The 14,903-nt window shown below is 63.1% G+C and carries 13 protein-coding genes; 1 reads left to right on the top strand and 12 read right to left on the bottom strand.

Features of this window, described 5'->3' with window-relative positions:
* Nucleotides 1-97 precede the first annotated feature (97 nt).
* The 11 genes from C8J33_RS04930 to C8J33_RS04980 all read right to left on the bottom strand — a co-directional run bounded on the left by C8J33_RS04930 (nt 98) and on the right by C8J33_RS04980 (nt 12,696).
* Nucleotides 98-751, bottom strand: a complete 654-nt coding sequence (locus C8J33_RS04930) for a protein-L-isoaspartate(D-aspartate) O-methyltransferase (protein ID WP_132663335.1) — start codon at nt 749-751, stop codon at nt 98-100.
* 62 nt (nt 752-813) lie between these two features.
* Nucleotides 814-2,097, bottom strand: coding sequence for a serine--tRNA ligase (serS, locus tag C8J33_RS04935; RefSeq protein ID WP_132663336.1), 1,284 nt, complete (start codon nt 2,095-2,097; stop codon nt 814-816).
* Nucleotides 2,098-2,204: 107 nt separating this feature from the next.
* Nucleotides 2,205-3,023, bottom strand: a complete 819-nt coding sequence (tatC, locus tag C8J33_RS04940) for a twin-arginine translocase subunit TatC (RefSeq protein ID WP_132663337.1) — start codon at nt 3,021-3,023, stop codon at nt 2,205-2,207.
* A complete protein-coding gene (gene tatB / locus C8J33_RS04945; protein ID WP_245507062.1) occupies nt 3,020-3,790 on the bottom strand; it encodes a Sec-independent protein translocase protein TatB in 771 nt (256 codons plus the stop codon). The genes tatC and tatB overlap by 4 nt, the downstream gene beginning before the upstream one ends.
* Nucleotides 3,791-3,853: 63 nt before the next feature.
* Nucleotides 3,854-4,111 (bottom strand): twin-arginine translocase TatA/TatE family subunit, encoded by a 258-nt coding sequence (locus C8J33_RS04950; protein ID WP_110729710.1) that lies wholly within the window; start codon nt 4,109-4,111, stop codon nt 3,854-3,856.
* Nucleotides 4,112-4,360: 249 nt separating this feature from the next.
* Nucleotides 4,361-5,065: an SMC-Scp complex subunit ScpB gene (scpB, locus tag C8J33_RS04955; protein WP_132663338.1), complete on the bottom strand. Its 705-nt coding sequence runs from the start codon at nt 5,063-5,065 to the stop codon at nt 4,361-4,363.
* Nucleotides 5,058-5,915 (bottom strand): segregation and condensation protein A, encoded by an 858-nt coding sequence (locus C8J33_RS04960; protein ID WP_165929733.1) that lies wholly within the window; start codon nt 5,913-5,915, stop codon nt 5,058-5,060. The genes scpB and C8J33_RS04960 overlap by 8 nt, the downstream gene beginning before the upstream one ends.
* A 39-nt stretch (nt 5,916-5,954) precedes the next feature.
* Complete coding sequence (gene nagZ / locus C8J33_RS04965; RefSeq protein ID WP_132663339.1) at nt 5,955-6,971, bottom strand: beta-N-acetylhexosaminidase; 1,017 nt, start codon at nt 6,969-6,971, stop codon at nt 5,955-5,957.
* A gap of 164 nt (nt 6,972-7,135) precedes the next feature.
* Entirely contained in the window at nt 7,136-9,487 is a 2,352-nt protein-coding gene (locus C8J33_RS04970; protein ID WP_422037510.1) for an SPOR domain-containing protein, read from the bottom strand.
* Between the two features lie 127 nt (nt 9,488-9,614).
* Nucleotides 9,615-11,375, bottom strand: coding sequence for an arginine--tRNA ligase (gene argS, locus C8J33_RS04975; RefSeq protein ID WP_132663341.1), 1,761 nt, complete (start codon nt 11,373-11,375; stop codon nt 9,615-9,617).
* A gap of 103 nt (nt 11,376-11,478) precedes the next feature.
* Nucleotides 11,479-12,696 carry a deoxyguanosinetriphosphate triphosphohydrolase gene (locus tag C8J33_RS04980; RefSeq protein ID WP_132664456.1) on the bottom strand — a complete coding sequence of 406 codons (1,218 nt, stop codon included), beginning with the start codon at nt 12,694-12,696 and terminating at the stop codon, nt 11,479-11,481.
* Between the two features lie 199 nt (nt 12,697-12,895).
* Here C8J33_RS04980 and erpA point away from each other — a divergent pair, with 199 nt between their 5' ends.
* A complete protein-coding gene (erpA, locus tag C8J33_RS04985) occupies nt 12,896-13,228 on the top strand; it encodes an iron-sulfur cluster insertion protein ErpA (RefSeq protein WP_110732429.1) in 333 nt (110 codons plus the stop codon).
* Between the two features lie 39 nt (nt 13,229-13,267).
* On the opposite strand, the gene C8J33_RS04990 is transcribed toward erpA, so the two are convergent.
* Nucleotides 13,268-14,731, bottom strand: a complete 1,464-nt coding sequence (locus C8J33_RS04990; RefSeq protein ID WP_132663342.1) for a phospholipase D-like domain-containing protein — start codon at nt 14,729-14,731, stop codon at nt 13,268-13,270.
* Nucleotides 14,732-14,903: the final 172 nt, after the last annotated feature.

A 14,903-nucleotide genomic window follows, 5' to 3' on the forward strand; every position in this document is an offset into this window, starting at 1 on the left:
CTGCGTTAACCCGTTGAATTGCCAGAAGACTGTTGAAGACGTTGTGAATGAATGCGGATGACCCGGCTCGTCGTGCAACGAGAAAACCTACGTGATTCTAGAGGAATGCCGCCATTTTGGGGACGATCGGGAGGTATGGCGCCTCGAACAGATCCTCGCGATCGAAGCGGCTTCCGGTCCGGGTGAGGCGCACCATGCGGCATTCGGTTTCGCTGATCATGATGGGCACGAGCAGGACGCCGCCGGATACGAGATGGTCGGAGAAGACACGCGGCAGGCTGTCGAAAGCGGTGGTCACAAGGATGCGGTCGAAGGTCCCCTCGCCCACCAAGCCGGCACTGCCATCGGCCTGCCGGACGATGACGTTGCGGATGCTGGCCTTGTCGAGGCTCGCCTGTGCATTGATCACCAGCGTCTTGTAGCGCTCATAGCTCAGGACGCGCTCGGCGATCCGCCCCATGACGGCCGCCGTGAAGCCGCTGCCGGTGCCAATCTCGAGAATACGCTGCCCAGGCTTTACGCCGAGGGCATGCAAGGTGCGCACCGCAAAATCGAAGCCCTCCATGAAGGATCCGCAGTCGAGCGGGACGATGCGGGAGGAGAGCGCCTCCTTCTGGTAGGGGGCAGGCGCAAACAGGGTGCGTGGCGTTTCCTCGACGGCGTTCAGCAGGCCCTTGTTGGTAATGCCTTCGGCACGCAGACGCAGCACCAGCGCGGCAAACCCCTCCTGCTCCAGCAATCGTGTCGCCATGCGCCCGTCCTCCCCCTTCATCGGCAACGCGGCGCCCGGTCCGGGGGCCGCGTTAGACGCGCTCAGCGCGCCGCTTCGATCCGCGTCAGCCCGCCCATATAGGGCTGGAGAACGTCGGGCACGGTGACCGAACCATCCTCGTTCAGGTAGTTTTCCATAACGGCGATCAGCGCGCGGCCGACGGCGGTGCCCGAACCATTCAGCGTGTGGACGAACTTCAGCGCCTTTTCGTCCTTCGAGCGGTAGCGCGCATTCATGCGCCGGCCCTGGAAATCGCCGCAGACGGAGCAGGAGGAGACCTCGCGGAAGGTATTCTGGCCCGGCAGCCAGACTTCGAGATCGTAGGTCTTGCGGGCGCCAAAGCCCATGTCGCCGGTGCAGAGCGTGAGGACGCGGTAATGCAGGCCGAGACGCTTCAACACCTCTTCCGCACAAGCGGTCATACGCTCATGCTCATCGATCGACGTCTCGGCGTCCGTGATCGACACGAGCTCGCATTTCCAGAACTGGTGTTGGCGCAGCATACCGCGGGTATCCCGACCGGCGGAACCGGCTTCCGAGCGGAAAGACGGCGTCAGCGCCGTGTAGCGCAGCGGCAGTTTTTCAGCCTCGACGATCTCCTCGCGCACGAGGTTGGTCAGCGTCACCTCGGCCGTCGGGATCAGCCAGCGGCCGTCCGTCGTGCGAAACAGATCCTCGGCGAATTTCGGAAGCTGGCCGGTGCCGAACATGGCATCGTCACGCACCATCAGCGGCGAGGACACCTCGGTGTAGCCATGCTCGCCGGTGTGGAGATCGATCATGAACTGGCCGAGCGCCCGCTCCATGCGCGCCAGCGGGCCGGTCAGCACCGTGAAGCGGGAGCCGGACAGCTTGGCCGCACGTTCGAAATCCATGTAGCCGAGCGCTTCGCCGATTTCGAAATGCTCCAGCGCCTTGTGGTTCCAGCCGGGACGCGTACCGATGGTGCGGGTAACGATGTTCGCGTGCTCATCAGCGCCGACGGGTACATCGTCCAGAGGGATATTGGGGAGGCGGGAGAGGACGTCGAGAAGTTCCGCATCGACCGTGCGCGTCTGCTCCTCAAGCGCCGGCATCGCGGTCTTGAGCTCGGCCACCTCGGCCTTCAGCCGATCGGCAAGCTCGGCGTTCTTCTGCGCCATCGCCGCGCCGATTTCCTTCGATGCGGAATTGCGACGGGACTGCATGTCCTGCAGCGCCTGCACGAGGCCGCGCCGCTTCTCATCCAGCGAAATCAGGCTTGCTGCCTGCGCAGGAGCGCTGCGTTTTGCCAGTGCCGCGTCGAGCGCTTCGGGATTGTCCCGCACCCATTTGATATCGAGCATCGATCAGTCTCCGGACGTGAGAGACCCGACATTCCGCAAAGGACGCGGACGAAGACGCCGAGGACCTTCCGAGCCGCGTGAAGACCACCGGATCTCCTGATAGAGGATCAATCCGTCTTCTCGTCGGCTTGCGCAAGCTCCCGCGACGCCGCATCTTTGGCGCGCTGGCGCTCGATGAGTCGGGCCGTATAGATGGAAATCTCGTAGAGAAGGATCGCCGGGATCGCAAGGCCGATCTGGGAGACGGGATCCGGCGGCGTCAGGATGGCCGCGGCGATGAACGAGATCACAATCGCATATTTGCGCTTCGCCGCCAGCGTATCGGCCGTGACGAACCCCACACGTGCCAGAAGTGTGGTGATGACGGGCAGCTGAAAGACAAGACCGAAGGCGAAGATCAGCGACATGATCAGGCTCAGATATTCCGAGACCTTCGGCAGGAGCTGAATCGATACTTCGCCCTGCCCGCCTTCCTGCTGCATGTTCAGGAAGAACCACATCACCATCGGCGTGAAGAAGAAGTAGACAAGCGCCGCGCCGAGCAGGAACAGCAGCGGCGATGCGATGAGGAACGGCAGGAACGCGGCCCGCTCGTTCTTGTAGAGACCGGGTGCGACGAACTTGTAGAGCTGCGTCGCGATCATCGGGAAGGCGATGACCAAAGCGCCGAACATCGCCACCTTGATCTGCGTGAAGAAAAACTCCTGCGGCGCCGTGTAGATCAGGCCGGCCGCGCGGTGATCCAGCCCTGCCCAGGACACTGCCCATTTGTAGGGCTGCACGAGAATGTTGAAGATCTGTTTGGCGAAGAAAAAGCAGACCAGAAAGGCGACGAAGAATGCGCCGACGGCCCATATCAGGCGGGTACGCAGCTCGATGAGATGATCGAGAAGCGGCTGGGGCTTGTCTTCGATATCGGCGCTCATGCGTCGTCTCCGCTCTTCGGCGTCATCGGTATATCAAGCGGGACGTCGGCTTTCACCGCCTTCTTCCGCTTGGCTAACTTGGCGCCGATCTCCGCAACATCGGCGTCGCCGATCGGCACAGAGGCGCGCTTGCGAGGCTTGGCCGTCGTGGTGTCACCCGGGGCCTTTGCCGTCTTCTTCCGCGGCAATGCCACCGCGACGCCATTGACAGCACCGGCTTCCGCGTTCCCAGCTTCTGCCTTTACGGAGCGCTTGCGGGGCTTGGGGGCCACGCGCGTGTCGGCGGCAAGGGGTGCTGATGTAACGGGAGTAACAGGGGCGGAGGCGACGGTATCCGTTGCGCCTGCGGCCGGAGTGACGCCGTTTGTGACAACCGCGGGCTGTTCGGCTGGTATCGCAACCGATGCCGCCATCTCCGGGGCCGGCGGAATGTCCGAAGCGACGGCGGCCGGCTTTTCATCCGGGCGGGTCGCCTTCTGCAGGTCAGCCTTGATGTCGTTGCCCATCTGGCGAAGCGGGTTCATCGCCTCGCGCAGGCTGTTTGCCGGGTTGAGTTTCTGCGCATCGCTCAGCGTCTTGCGCACATCGTCGAGATCCGCCTCACGCAGAGCCTCGTCGAACTGATGGCGGAAATCGGTGGCCATGCCACGCATCTTCGACATCATCTTGCCGAAGGTCCGGAGCATCGGCGGCAGGTCCTTCGGGCCAACGACGATGATCAGGACGATGGCAATGACAACAAGCTCGGTCCAGCCGACGTCAAGCATACTCAGGAACTCCGCACATCATGATGGGACGCGCGGCGTGTGCTGCGCGTCCAGACTGGCTGATCAGCGGACTTCGTCGGATTTATGTTCGACGGTCCGCGGGTCGATGGGGGCGCCCTTGTCATAAGGGGCCTTGTCGTAGCCGGGCTTGTCGTAACCCGGCTTGTCGGCGGCATCCGTCTCGTCGTCGGTCATGCCCTTCTTGAAGCTCTTGATGCCCTTGGCGACATCGCCCATCAATTCCGGGATCTTGCCGCGACCGAAGAGCAGCAGGACGACGACGAGCACGATGAGCCAGTGCCAGATGCTGAATGAACCCATTCTCTTAAAACTCCCTGCAAATCCGACAAACCCATCCGGGATGGCCTGCCTGCCCTGTTCCACTTTGTCGAGCTTTCAAGCCAGCGTCACCGCCCTGCTCTCAGCCCTCGTCTTTGTCGGCCGATGCGATTCTCCCTGAGGAAACGCAATCCTGCTTTTCGGGCAAAGATCTAAAGGAAACGGTGATGTCACGCAATGCTCACGCTGTTCAATCCCGCGAGAGCATCACACTGTCGATCATGGTGAATATCAGGCAGGCTCGTCGCCGCTCGGCGGGAGAAGGCCGAGCTCCTCCAGATCGAGGGCGGTAATCGGATCTTCGTCATCCGACAGGTCGTCGTTGCCGGATGGCAAGGGGACATGGAAGTTGGGCGGGATGCGGCCGGCAAGCAGGCCTGCGCCCTTCAACTCCTCCAGTCCGGGCAGGTCGCGCAGTTCTTCCAAGCCGAAATGGTCGAGAAAATCGCGTGTCGTCGCAAAGGTTACCGGTCGGCCGGGCGTCCGGCGGCGACCACGAAATCGCACCCATCCGGCTTCCATCAATACGTCGAGCGTACCCTTGGAGGTCTGCACGCCGCGGATGTCCTCGATCTCGGCGCGCGTAACGGGCTGGTGGTAGGCGATGACGGAGAGTATTTCGAGCGCGGCGCGCGAGAGTTTGCGCACCTCCTGCGCATCCGACGACAGGGCGAAGGAGAGATCGGCCGCCGTGCGGAACGCCCAGTGATCCTCGACCTGCACAAGGTTGACGCCACGCGTCGCATAAAAGGCCTTCAAGCGAAGCATGATGCTGCGAACATCCGTGCCGCTCGGCAAGCGCTGGGCGAGATAGGTCTCCGACACGGGCTGGGCTGCGGCGAAAACCAGAGCCTCGGCGATTCGCTCCAGTTCGTCGGCCCGATGCGCGTCGTCTCTCTCGCGAACAAGGGCGCCGTCACCGTGGACCTCAACCATTGCGCGCTTCCAATTCTGCGATCTCGTCCTCGGTCATCGGGTTGTCGCCGAGCCGGACGTAGATGGGCGCGAAGGCTTCTTCCTGCCGGATCTCCAGCCGGCCTTCTCGGACCATCTCCAGCGAGGCAGCGAAGGCACTGGCGATGGCGCTGACGCGCAGGCGGGGATCGCCGACATAGCGCAGGAGATAATCATCGAGCACCGTCCAGTCCGACAGGCCACCCATCAGCCGCGCGAGAACGAGGCGCGCATCGGCCAGCGACCAGACCTGCCGGCGCTCGATCGTCACCTGCATCACCGCCTCACGCTGGCGCAGGCTCGCATAGGCCTGCAGGAGATCGTAAAGCGACGCCTCGAAAGCGGAGGTGCGCTCGACCGGGATATGTTCCGGTGCGCCGCGGGCAAAGACGTCGCGACCCAGCCGGTTGCGGTTGACGAGCCGGGTTGCGGCGTCCCGCATGGCCTCCAGCCGTTTCAGTCGGAAGGCCAGTGCCGAAGCCATTTCCTCACCCGATGGTCCATCGTCCTTGTGCGGCTGCGGAATGAGAAGGCGGGACTTCAGAAAGGCGAGCCAAGCCGCCATGACGAGATAATCGGCGGCCAGTTCCAGCCGGATCGAGCGGGCACTCTCGATGAAGGCGATGTACTGCTCGGCGAGCGCCAGCACGGAAATGCGGGACAGATCAACCTTCTGGTTTCGAGCAAGGTGCAGCAAGAGATCGAGCGGACCTTCGAAGCCGGCGATATCCACCACGAGTTCCGCCTCATGCAGCGCCCGCTCGTCTGCCTGCCAGTGTGCATCCATCGGCACGTCGCCGCGCGCGCGCTCGCGACCATCGGCCGGGCTCATCCGGCGACGTCCAAAATGGTTGCTGCTGACAGGGACGCGTCAGACACTCGGGATCATCTCCAGGAATTCGGCACGCAGCGTCGCCTCGTCGGCATCGTCGGGCTCGCGGAAGCTTGAAGCAGCGATGTCTGCGCGGCGGAGGGAATCGCCCGAGAGGACAGGCACGACACGCGATACGGCCTGCATCTCCTCCATGATCCCGTGGCAGTGGAGGACGAGATCGAGCCCTGCCTCGACGATGCCCCTCGCCCGCGTTTCCATGTCGCCGGCAAGTGCATTCATCGACACATCGTCGGACATCAGCAGTCCGTCGAAGCCGATATGCCCGCGGATGACCTCGTCCACGACCTTCCGCGATGTCGTCGCAGGGCGATCGGGATCGATCGCCGTGAAAACGATATGGGCGGACATCGCCATGACTTCGGATTTCATGGCGACGAACGGCACGAAGTCGCTGACGGCCAACTCCTCGAAAGTGCGGTCGACAACCGGCAGCTTGTGATGCGAATCGACCAGCGCCCGGCCATGGCCGGGCATGTGCTTCATGACGGGCAACATGCCGCCGGCTTTCAGGCCTTCCGCCGCCGCGGCGCCGAGGGCTGCCACGGCCTGGGGATCGGAGGAATAAGCCCTGTTGCCGATCGCCTCGCTCATGCCGTCGGCCGCCACGTCGAGAACAGGCAGGCAATCGACGTTGATACCGTAGCGCATCAGGTCGAAGGCATGGAGACGCGACATAAGCCATGCCGCCCGCAACCCCTTTTCGGGGTCGGCGTGGAACAGGGCGCCGATGGCGGCCGCATTCGGATAGGCGCCGGCAAGCGGCGGGCGAATGCGCTGCACGCGGCCGCCCTCCTGATCGATCAGCACGGGTGCTCGGCTGTTGCCGATGCTGTCGCGAAGGCTGGCGACGAGATCCGAGATCTGCGCGGCGTCCCCAATGTTGCGGGCGAACAGGATGAAGCCCCAGGGACGCTCATCGGCGAAGAAGGCCTTCTCGTCGGCGGTCAGCGAGAGGCCCTTGCAGCCGGAGATGAATGCTTTCGATCCGCTCATGGCGTCACCCTCATGCCTTTTGTTTTCGTTCGTCGCGTTCGGTTTAAGGACGGATCGCGCCGGAGAGCAAGAGGCTTGCGATTCGGCCTTGCTCGTCGCCCCCCCCCAAACGCGCAAGGGCGCAGCCGAAGCCGCGCCCCTTTTCTGAAAGCGTGGTGTAACCCTTAACGGGTGACCAGGCAGCTGCCGCCGGCACTTTTCAGGCGCGAGCAGAGAGCGTTCGCTTCATCGCGGCTACCGGCCGGGATACGGACGCGGTAGTAGGTGCCCTTGCCGGCGATGTCGGCCTTCTTGATATCGACGCCGCGGCCGGCGATGACGCTGCCGTACTTGCCGGAAAGGCTCTTGTAGGACTTCTGCGCCTCTGCCTCGGACGGCAGGGATGCGACCTGCACGACATAGCTGCCTGGGGCGATCGACGCCGTCTGGACGGGCGAAGCGTCCGTCGGCACGGCGGTTGTCGCTGTTGCAGGCGTCGCGAAGGTATCGACCGGCTTGCGTGTCGCCCTGGCCGTCTCGACCGGCTTTGCTTCCGGAAGGGGCTGGGTTTTAGCGATCTCGGCAGACGGCACGGCTGCATTGGCAGCGGCCGCCAGCGCACCGACATCGTCCTGTGCAGCCGACGCGAGCGCTGGTGTGTTCGGCTTCAGCGCAGTGGTCTTGACCGTCTTGATCGCCGGCTCCGCAGCGGCAACGACCGCTGCCTCTTCCGGGGCAAGATCCTCGCGGGCAACAAGCGTTCCGTCCGGCCGGACGATCATGGTACGGACCTTGCGCGGCGCGACGGCGGGTGCTGCATCCTCGTTCGCGGCACTTGCCTGCGTATCGCCATCGTCAGGCATCAGGCGGTCTGCGCCCTCGTCATCGGCCGGCGACATGCCGTCGAGTCCGTTCATCCCTTCGAGCGGCAGGCTTTCCGGCGTTAGCGTGCGCTGGACGACGTCGATCGGCTCTTCAGTGGAGGAAACCAACGTGCCCTGCTGCGGCGCATCTTCCTGCGCGCCGGCGACACGGTCGTAGACGGCCTTGTCCTGGTTCGGCACGGTTTTACCGCCCTTTTCGACAGGCACCATCTTGGTCGGCGTCTTGTCGGCGAGAATGATCTGCGGTTCGCCGCTGGTAAAGGACGATCCAACACTGCCCATCAAGGTATACGCCCCAACGCCACCGGCGATCAGCACGATGGCAGCAGCACTGGCGAGAAGGAGCAGCTTGCCGCGCGGGCGGGCTTCGTTGTCGTTGCCATAGGTCGGCTCGGCATAGCGGTCGCCCTGCCCGATGACTTCCTGGCGCTGGCTGATCGAGCGGCGGAAGTCCTCTTCCATCGCCCGCTCGAAATCGGCGAACTCTTCGTGCGACGCACGGGCCGGGGCTGCAGCGCCAGCGATGCCGGCAGCCGTTACGGCCTGCACGCTACCATTGCCACGCTCCGACGCCTGACGACCGGCACTGAAGATCTGTGCCATCTCGGCGTCGATATCGAGATCGTAGTCGCCGGGATCGAGCGGATGGTTCTGCTCCTCGATGACGGGCAGCTGCGGCACATCGATCTCGCCGGTCGCAACGACGCCATAATCGGCTTCGGCAATCAGCGAGGGATCGAAGGGAAGTTCCGCTTCCATGAAGGGCTCGACCGGCTCTTCGATCGCAGCAACCTCTTCCGTTGCCATATCCAGTTCAAGCTCGATGTCGGAGAGGTCGATCTCGAAATCGTCGAGGTCGAAGTCCGGCTCGGCTTCCGCGGCTGCAATCGGAGCCGGTTGCGGCACAGGTGGGGCGACCGGTGCCGGGGCGACGAATGCCTGGGGAGCGGGAGCCTGCATGACGGGTGCAGCAGCAACGGGCGTCGGCACGGCCGCGGCAACAGGCGCCAGCGGCGTTGCGAAGGTGCGCGGAGCACCGCCATTCAGCGCGACAGGTGTCGCACGGCTGAAATTCGGCGTGAAAGGAAAGTTGTTCTTCCGCGCGGCTTCCGCGGAAACGGCAGGGCGAACCGGCGTGCTCGGCACGGCGAAATGCTCGACCGTATCCAGCAACGGATCAGCCCGAGGACGCACAGGCTGCTGAACGGGCGCAACGGCTGCAACCGCCGCGGGGCGAACAGGCTCGACCGGCATCTGCTGCACGTGAACCGGCTCCGGCGCGGAGCCGAGCGACATTTCGAGTTCATGACCGAGGTCAAGCGATGGATCCGGCTGCGCGTGGAAAACGGGTTCCGGACGCGGATCGAAGGTCGGCTCAACCGGGCGCGGCGCCTGCTGAACGGGTGGCTGCGCCTGAACCGGCTGATGGTGCTGCTGCACGGGAGCAGCGACGACGGGCTCTACAAAGGGCTGAGGCTGCGAGACAGGCTCAGGGGCCGCCGGCGTATCGAACGCCTCGAACTCCCGCATCAGCTCTTCTTCCAGATCGACGATCGGATCGTAGCGAACCGCTTCCCGATGACGCTCCAGCTCCTGGAGCTGTTGCAGGGCGGGACGATTGTCGTAGCCGACGATGCGGGCCAGCTCGCTCAACGGATCTTCATCCGGGAACAAGTTCGGGTCCACATCCGTGCTTCGTGCCAACTGTTTGTCTGCCATTCGCTCCACTCACATATACCGGGCCGGTCGTGCCAGTCCAATATGGGGAAATGGTGACATGCTACCGCATCTCGTTCGGGGCGTCCGTCCCTGTGATACCAAGGCCGGACCTCAAAACGGAGGCAACCGCATGCACCAGTCCTAGTCTGGCAAGGCTCAATTCTCTACTTTTATCGTTAATAAAGCGTAAGCCCGGAAAATCTTTGCCCTTGTTCCAATGCCCGTGGAACGCGCTGGCCAGATCATAGAGGTAAAATGCGATGCGATGCGGCTCTTGCGCCAGCGCTGCCGACTCGATCACCCGTGGATATTCTGCCAGCTTCGCGACCAACTGCAACTCGCTAGGATCCGCGATATGCGTCCCCAGGGCCTGTGTATAGTCGACGGCATCAAGGTCGAGATCCGGAAACGCTTCCGCAGCCTGCCGGAAGATCGAACGGCAACGCGCGTGGGCATATTGAACGTAGAAGACCGGGTTGTCCTTCGACTGCTCGGTGACCTTGGCGAAATCGAAATCGAGCGGCTCGGAATTCTTCCGGTAGATCATCATGAAGCGCACGGAATCCCGGCCGACCTCGTCCACGACATCGCGCAGCGTAACGAAATCGCCGGACCGCTTCGACATCTTCACCGGCTCGCCATTACGGTACAGCTTGACGAGTTGGCAGAGGAGCACGGTCAGTTTGACCGAGCCGCCGGAGACGGCGCGCGCGAGCGCCTCCAGCCGCTTGACGTAGCCGCCATGGTCCGCGCCCAGCACGTAGATCATCTCCTCGAAGTTACGGTCGAACTTGTCCTTGAAATAGGCGACGTCGGCTGCGAAATAGGTGTAGGAGCCGTCGGACTTGATCAGCGGCCGGTCGATATCGTCGCCAACATCCGTCGAGCGGAACAGCGTCTGCTCGCGGTCTTCCCAGTCTTCCGGCACCTGCCCCTTCGGCGGCGGCAGGCTTCCCTTGTAGACATGGCCCTTGAACGTCAGGTCGTTGATGGCGGAGCGGATGCGCTGGGCGCCGTCGGCATGCAGCGTGCGCTCTGAAAAGAAGACGTCGTGATGGACGTTGAGCGCGCCCAGATCCTCGCGGATCATCGCCATCATCGCCGCAATGGTGCGCTCCTTGACAAGCGGCATCCACGCGTCTTCGGGCATGCCAAGCAGGCTCGAACCGAACTCGTCCGCGAGCGCCTGCCCGACCGGCACGAGATAATCGCCGGGATAGAGACCTGCCGGGATCTCCCCGATCGTTTCGCCCAGAGCTTCGCGATACCGCAGCATGGCGGACTTGGCGAGGACGTCGATCTGCGAGCCCGCATCGTTGATGTAGTATTCCTTGGTCACATCCCAGCCGGCGAAGCCGAGCAGGTTGGCCAGCGTGTCGCCCACCACCGCGCCCCGGCAGTGGCCGACATGCATGGGGCCGGTCGGGTTGGCGGAGACGTACTCGACATTGATCCTGCGTCCGGCGCCGACCTGGCTCCGGCCGTAGGTATCACCGGCCGTGACGATCGCGGCCAGAAGCTTCTGCCAGTAGCCGACCGACAGGCGGATGTTAATGAAGCCCGGGCCGGCGACGGACACCTCGGCGATATCGGCATCTTCCCGGAGCGCTGCGGCAATGGTTTCGGCGAGCGCGCGTGGATTGGTACCCAGCGGCTTTGCCAGCACCATGGCGGCATTGGTCGCGACGTCACCATGGCTCGGGTCGCGCGGAGTCTCGACCGCAACACGCTGGAAATCGACCTCTGAGCGCTTTTCCTTTACCATATCAATGGCTTCAAGGACGTTTTTCACTCTGGCTTCGAGGTCGGTGTAAATGTTCATGATATCCATCGTCCGGGAGGGCGTGCCTCATCAGGCCGCGGTCCGCATCAAGGTGGCCCGGCTCTGACAGACCAAGATCTGCGACCGGGCGGTGGCTGGCGCTCTAGCGCAAATCCGGGGTGTGGTCAAACAAACGCCGGTGCGTGGAAATCGCGTAGGTATCGGTCATTCCGGCGATGTAATCGGCAACGTGACGGGCCTTTGCCGGCTCCGCGAGCCCGGCAATCTGATCGATCCAGTAGTGCGTCTGCATCTCGCGCGGCTCGGCCATGAAGGCATGGTAGAGATCGACGACGATCCTAGCGGCGTTCTCGCGCACCCGCATGACGTCGGCGTGGCGATAGATGCGGGTCATCAGCATGCGCTTGATCTGCCGGTCGGTCTCCGCCATTTCGGGAGAAAAGGTGGCAATGACGCGTCCGGCCATGCGGATGTCGGTGGCACTTTCCGGGCGGATGTCGCGCAGGTTGCCTTGCGCGACGCCGATGACGTCCTCGACCATGGCGGTGATCTGCCGGCGCATGATTTCGTGGGTGAAGCGGGCCGCCTCCAGACCCGGATATTTCGCCCGGACTTCCTGCATGAGATTGGCGAGAAACGGGATCTCTTCCAGCATGTCGAAGGTCAGGTAACCCGAGCGCAGGCCATCGTCGATGTCGTGCGTGTTGTAGGCGATATCGTCGGCGATGGCCGCCGCCTGCGCTTCGAGGCTCGCAAACGTGCCAAGCTCCAGATCGTGCAACGCGCAATAATCGAGAATCGGCTGCGGCACGACGGGGTGGCGCGGATCGGCGGCCGGTCCCGTCAGCGGCCCGTTGTGCTTGACCAGCCCCTCTAGGCTCTCCCATGTGAGGTTCAGCCCGTCGAACTCGGCGTAGCGCCGCTCCAGCTTGGTGACGATGCGCAGCGACTGCGCGTTGTGATCGAACCCACCATGGGCCGAGAGCACCTCCTGAAGGGCATCCTCGCCCGTGTGACCGAAGGGGGTGTGGCCGAAATCGTGGACGAGCGCGACACCCTCCGCCAGATCCTCATCGAGACGCATCGCGCGTGCGAGCGCCCGCGCGATCTGCGCCACCTCGATCGTGTGGGTCAGCCGGGTGCGATAGTGATCGCCATCTGCGGCGATGAAGACCTGTGTTTTATGCTTCAGCCGGCGGAAGGCCGTGGTATGAACGATGCGGTCGCGGTCGCGCTGGAAATCGGAGCGCGTCGTGCTGGTGCCCTCGGGGTGGAGGCGCCCCCTGTTCGTCCAGGGATCGGACGCGAAAATCGCCCGCTGTCCGGTGCCGAAACCCAGTGCATCCTTGTCCAAAGCCATTTGCATGCAGCATCCCATTGACGCGGTTTTAAGGCCTTCATACCTATAGTGTCGGCCGCATGAAAGCATGGACTGTTACTCTACGGCATGATCCGTTCAGAATCATGACGTTGGCGGCCGCAGCGCAGACCATGGATACAGATTTTGCCGTAAGCGGCGACAAACTCTCCGGATCTTGACCCCGGCAGGAGACACCAGAATGACCGAGACCACCGTTACTCTCTCCGATTCCGCCGCAAAGCGCATCGGCACGATTCTCAAAGGCGATGCGGAGAAGCACGCGATGCGCGTTTCCGTCGAAGGCGGCGGTTGCTCCGGCTTCTCCTACAAGTTCGATCTCGTCGACGATGGATCAGACGACGATCTCGTTCTGGAGAAGGGCGAAGCGAAAGTGCTGATCGACAGCCTGTCGCTCGTCTATATGGAGGGGTCCGAGATCGACTTCGTCGACAATCTTCTCGGCCAGTCCTTCCAGATCCGCAATCCGAACGCGGTTGCGAGCTGTGGCTGCGGGACCAGCTTCTCGATCTAACAGATCAGAAAACATGTATAACTTGCTGTAAGGTATAAATTAAAGATATGGCGACCCCAGCCAGAAGACTCGGTCGAGAAGTCGCATCAAGAACGGCCGGGCGCGGAGCTCGGCCAGCATTACCTCAACCGATCCGCCGCGCACGGCTTCGAAACGGCGCTCGAGATCGGCGGCGAACGTCGTATCGAGCACCTCGAGGTCGATCTCGAAATTGAGCCGCAGCGATCTCGGATCGATGTTCGAGGAGCCGATATAGGACCAGCGTCCATCGATGGTCAGCAGCTTGGAATGGTTGAAGGTTCCCTGTGCCCGCCAGACCCGGCAACCGCCTTTCAGAACTTGGTCAAACTGCGCGGTCATCGCCCGATCGACGAGCGTCAGATTGTTGACGGCGGGCACGATGATGTCGACGTCGACGCCACGCAGTGCCGCTGTCACCAACGCACTCACCAGTTCCCGATCCGGCAGGAAGTAGGGCGACATGATCCGGATACTTTTGCGAGCGACCGAGATCGCCCCCATCAGCATCTTGTGATTGGCCTCGTTGGCGCGGTCTGGCCCGGTGGGTATGGCGCGGAGGATCATCGGCGACTTGCGCTCGCTGTCCGGCGGCGGATCGACGCCCCAGATGTCGCCTTCCAGCACCTCGCCAACGGCGAACTGCCAGTCCTCGCAGGCGACATGCAGCAGATCGGCGACCACGGGACCCCGCACCTCGAAATGCGTGTCGTGCGCTTCCTCGCCCGCTGCGAATTCCGATGTGAAGCCGGCGCGGATATTCATACCGCCTGTATAGGCGACACTGCCATCGACCACGAGGATCTTCCGGTGTGTGCGGAGGTTCGCATAGGGCAAACGCAACCCCATGACGATATTGCCGTTGAAGGTCCGTGTGGTCACGCCACCCTTGCGCAGATGGCCGACAATGCTCGGCACGGAATAGCGCGCACCGACCGCGTCGATCAGCACCCGTACCTCAACGCCACGCTCGGCGGCCGCAATGAGCGCATCGGCAAAGCGCAGGCCGATCGGGTCCCGGTCGAAAATGTAGGTCTCCAGCAGGATGGAGCGCGTGGCGCTGGCGATCGCTTCCAGCATGCGGGCATAGGCGATGTCGCCGCCTTCCAGCATAACGATCCTGTTGCCGGCCGACATGTGGTGACGGCTGACCTTGTCGCCGAGAACCTTCATCGAGCAGAAGCGCTGGCCGAAGCGTTCGGCAACGAGCGCATCGTTGACATCGAAGCGCCGCAGCGCGTCGGCCGTCCGGTCCTTGAGCAGCGAACGTTGCAGGCCTATGGAGCTGCGCCGGATGCGGTTGATACCGGCGACGGCATAGATGATGGCGCCGAGGACCGGAGAGAGAACGATGACGCCGACCCAGCCGAGCGCCGCCCGCACCTCATCCTTGGTCATGGTGGCGTGGATGGCAGCGGGAACGCCGATGAGCACCGAGAGAACGGCGAGAATGTGCGGCCAGTAGGTGGCAAGCGTCTGGATCATGCTCCCCGGTCTATCCCTTCTCATCGACAGTGGCGTGACGTGTCTGTGACGTCATCTGCTGACTTAGCGCATCGGAGCGTGAACGTGTATCTCAGGCCGGAGATTATTGGCGTTCTCCTATCTTCTTACCCTCAAGGGCATCGGATACCGGGAACAGCGATTTTCCCGCCGA

Origin of the sequence: Rhizobium sp. PP-CC-3G-465, from assembly GCF_004343445.1 — a bacterium.
GTDB classification, from domain to species: Bacteria; Pseudomonadota; Alphaproteobacteria; order Rhizobiales; family Rhizobiaceae; genus Ferranicluibacter; species Ferranicluibacter rubi.

What these genes read in the sequence shown, in the direction of transcription:
- tatB (WP_245507062.1), bottom strand. Translation starts at nt 3,790, where the DNA reads ATGCTTGACGTCGGCTGGACCGAGCTTGTTGTCATTGCCATCGTCCTG.
- argS (WP_132663341.1), bottom strand. Translation starts at nt 11,375, where the DNA reads ATGAACATTTACACCGACCTCGAAGCCAGAGTGAAAAACGTCCTTGAA.
- C8J33_RS04980 (WP_132664456.1), bottom strand. Translation starts at nt 12,696, where the DNA reads ATGGCTTTGGACAAGGATGCACTGGGTTTCGGCACCGGACAGCGGGCG.
- erpA (WP_110732429.1), top strand. Translation starts at nt 12,896, where the DNA reads ATGACCGAGACCACCGTTACTCTCTCCGATTCCGCCGCAAAGCGCATC.
- C8J33_RS04990 (WP_132663342.1), bottom strand. Translation starts at nt 14,731, where the DNA reads ATGATCCAGACGCTTGCCACCTACTGGCCGCACATTCTCGCCGTTCTC.
- nagZ (WP_132663339.1), bottom strand. Translation starts at nt 6,971, where the DNA reads ATGAGCGGATCGAAAGCATTCATCTCCGGCTGCAAGGGCCTCTCGCTG.
- C8J33_RS04950 (WP_110729710.1), bottom strand. Translation starts at nt 4,111, where the DNA reads ATGGGTTCATTCAGCATCTGGCACTGGCTCATCGTGCTCGTCGTCGTC.
- serS (WP_132663336.1), bottom strand. Translation starts at nt 2,097, where the DNA reads ATGCTCGATATCAAATGGGTGCGGGACAATCCCGAAGCGCTCGACGCG.
- scpB (WP_132663338.1), bottom strand. Translation starts at nt 5,065, where the DNA reads ATGGTTGAGGTCCACGGTGACGGCGCCCTTGTTCGCGAGAGAGACGAC.
- tatC (WP_132663337.1), bottom strand. Translation starts at nt 3,023, where the DNA reads ATGAGCGCCGATATCGAAGACAAGCCCCAGCCGCTTCTCGATCATCTC.
- C8J33_RS04960 (WP_165929733.1), bottom strand. Translation starts at nt 5,915, where the DNA reads ATGAGCCCGGCCGATGGTCGCGAGCGCGCGCGCGGCGACGTGCCGATG.
- C8J33_RS04930 (WP_132663335.1), bottom strand. Translation starts at nt 751, where the DNA reads ATGGCGACACGATTGCTGGAGCAGGAGGGGTTTGCCGCGCTGGTGCTG.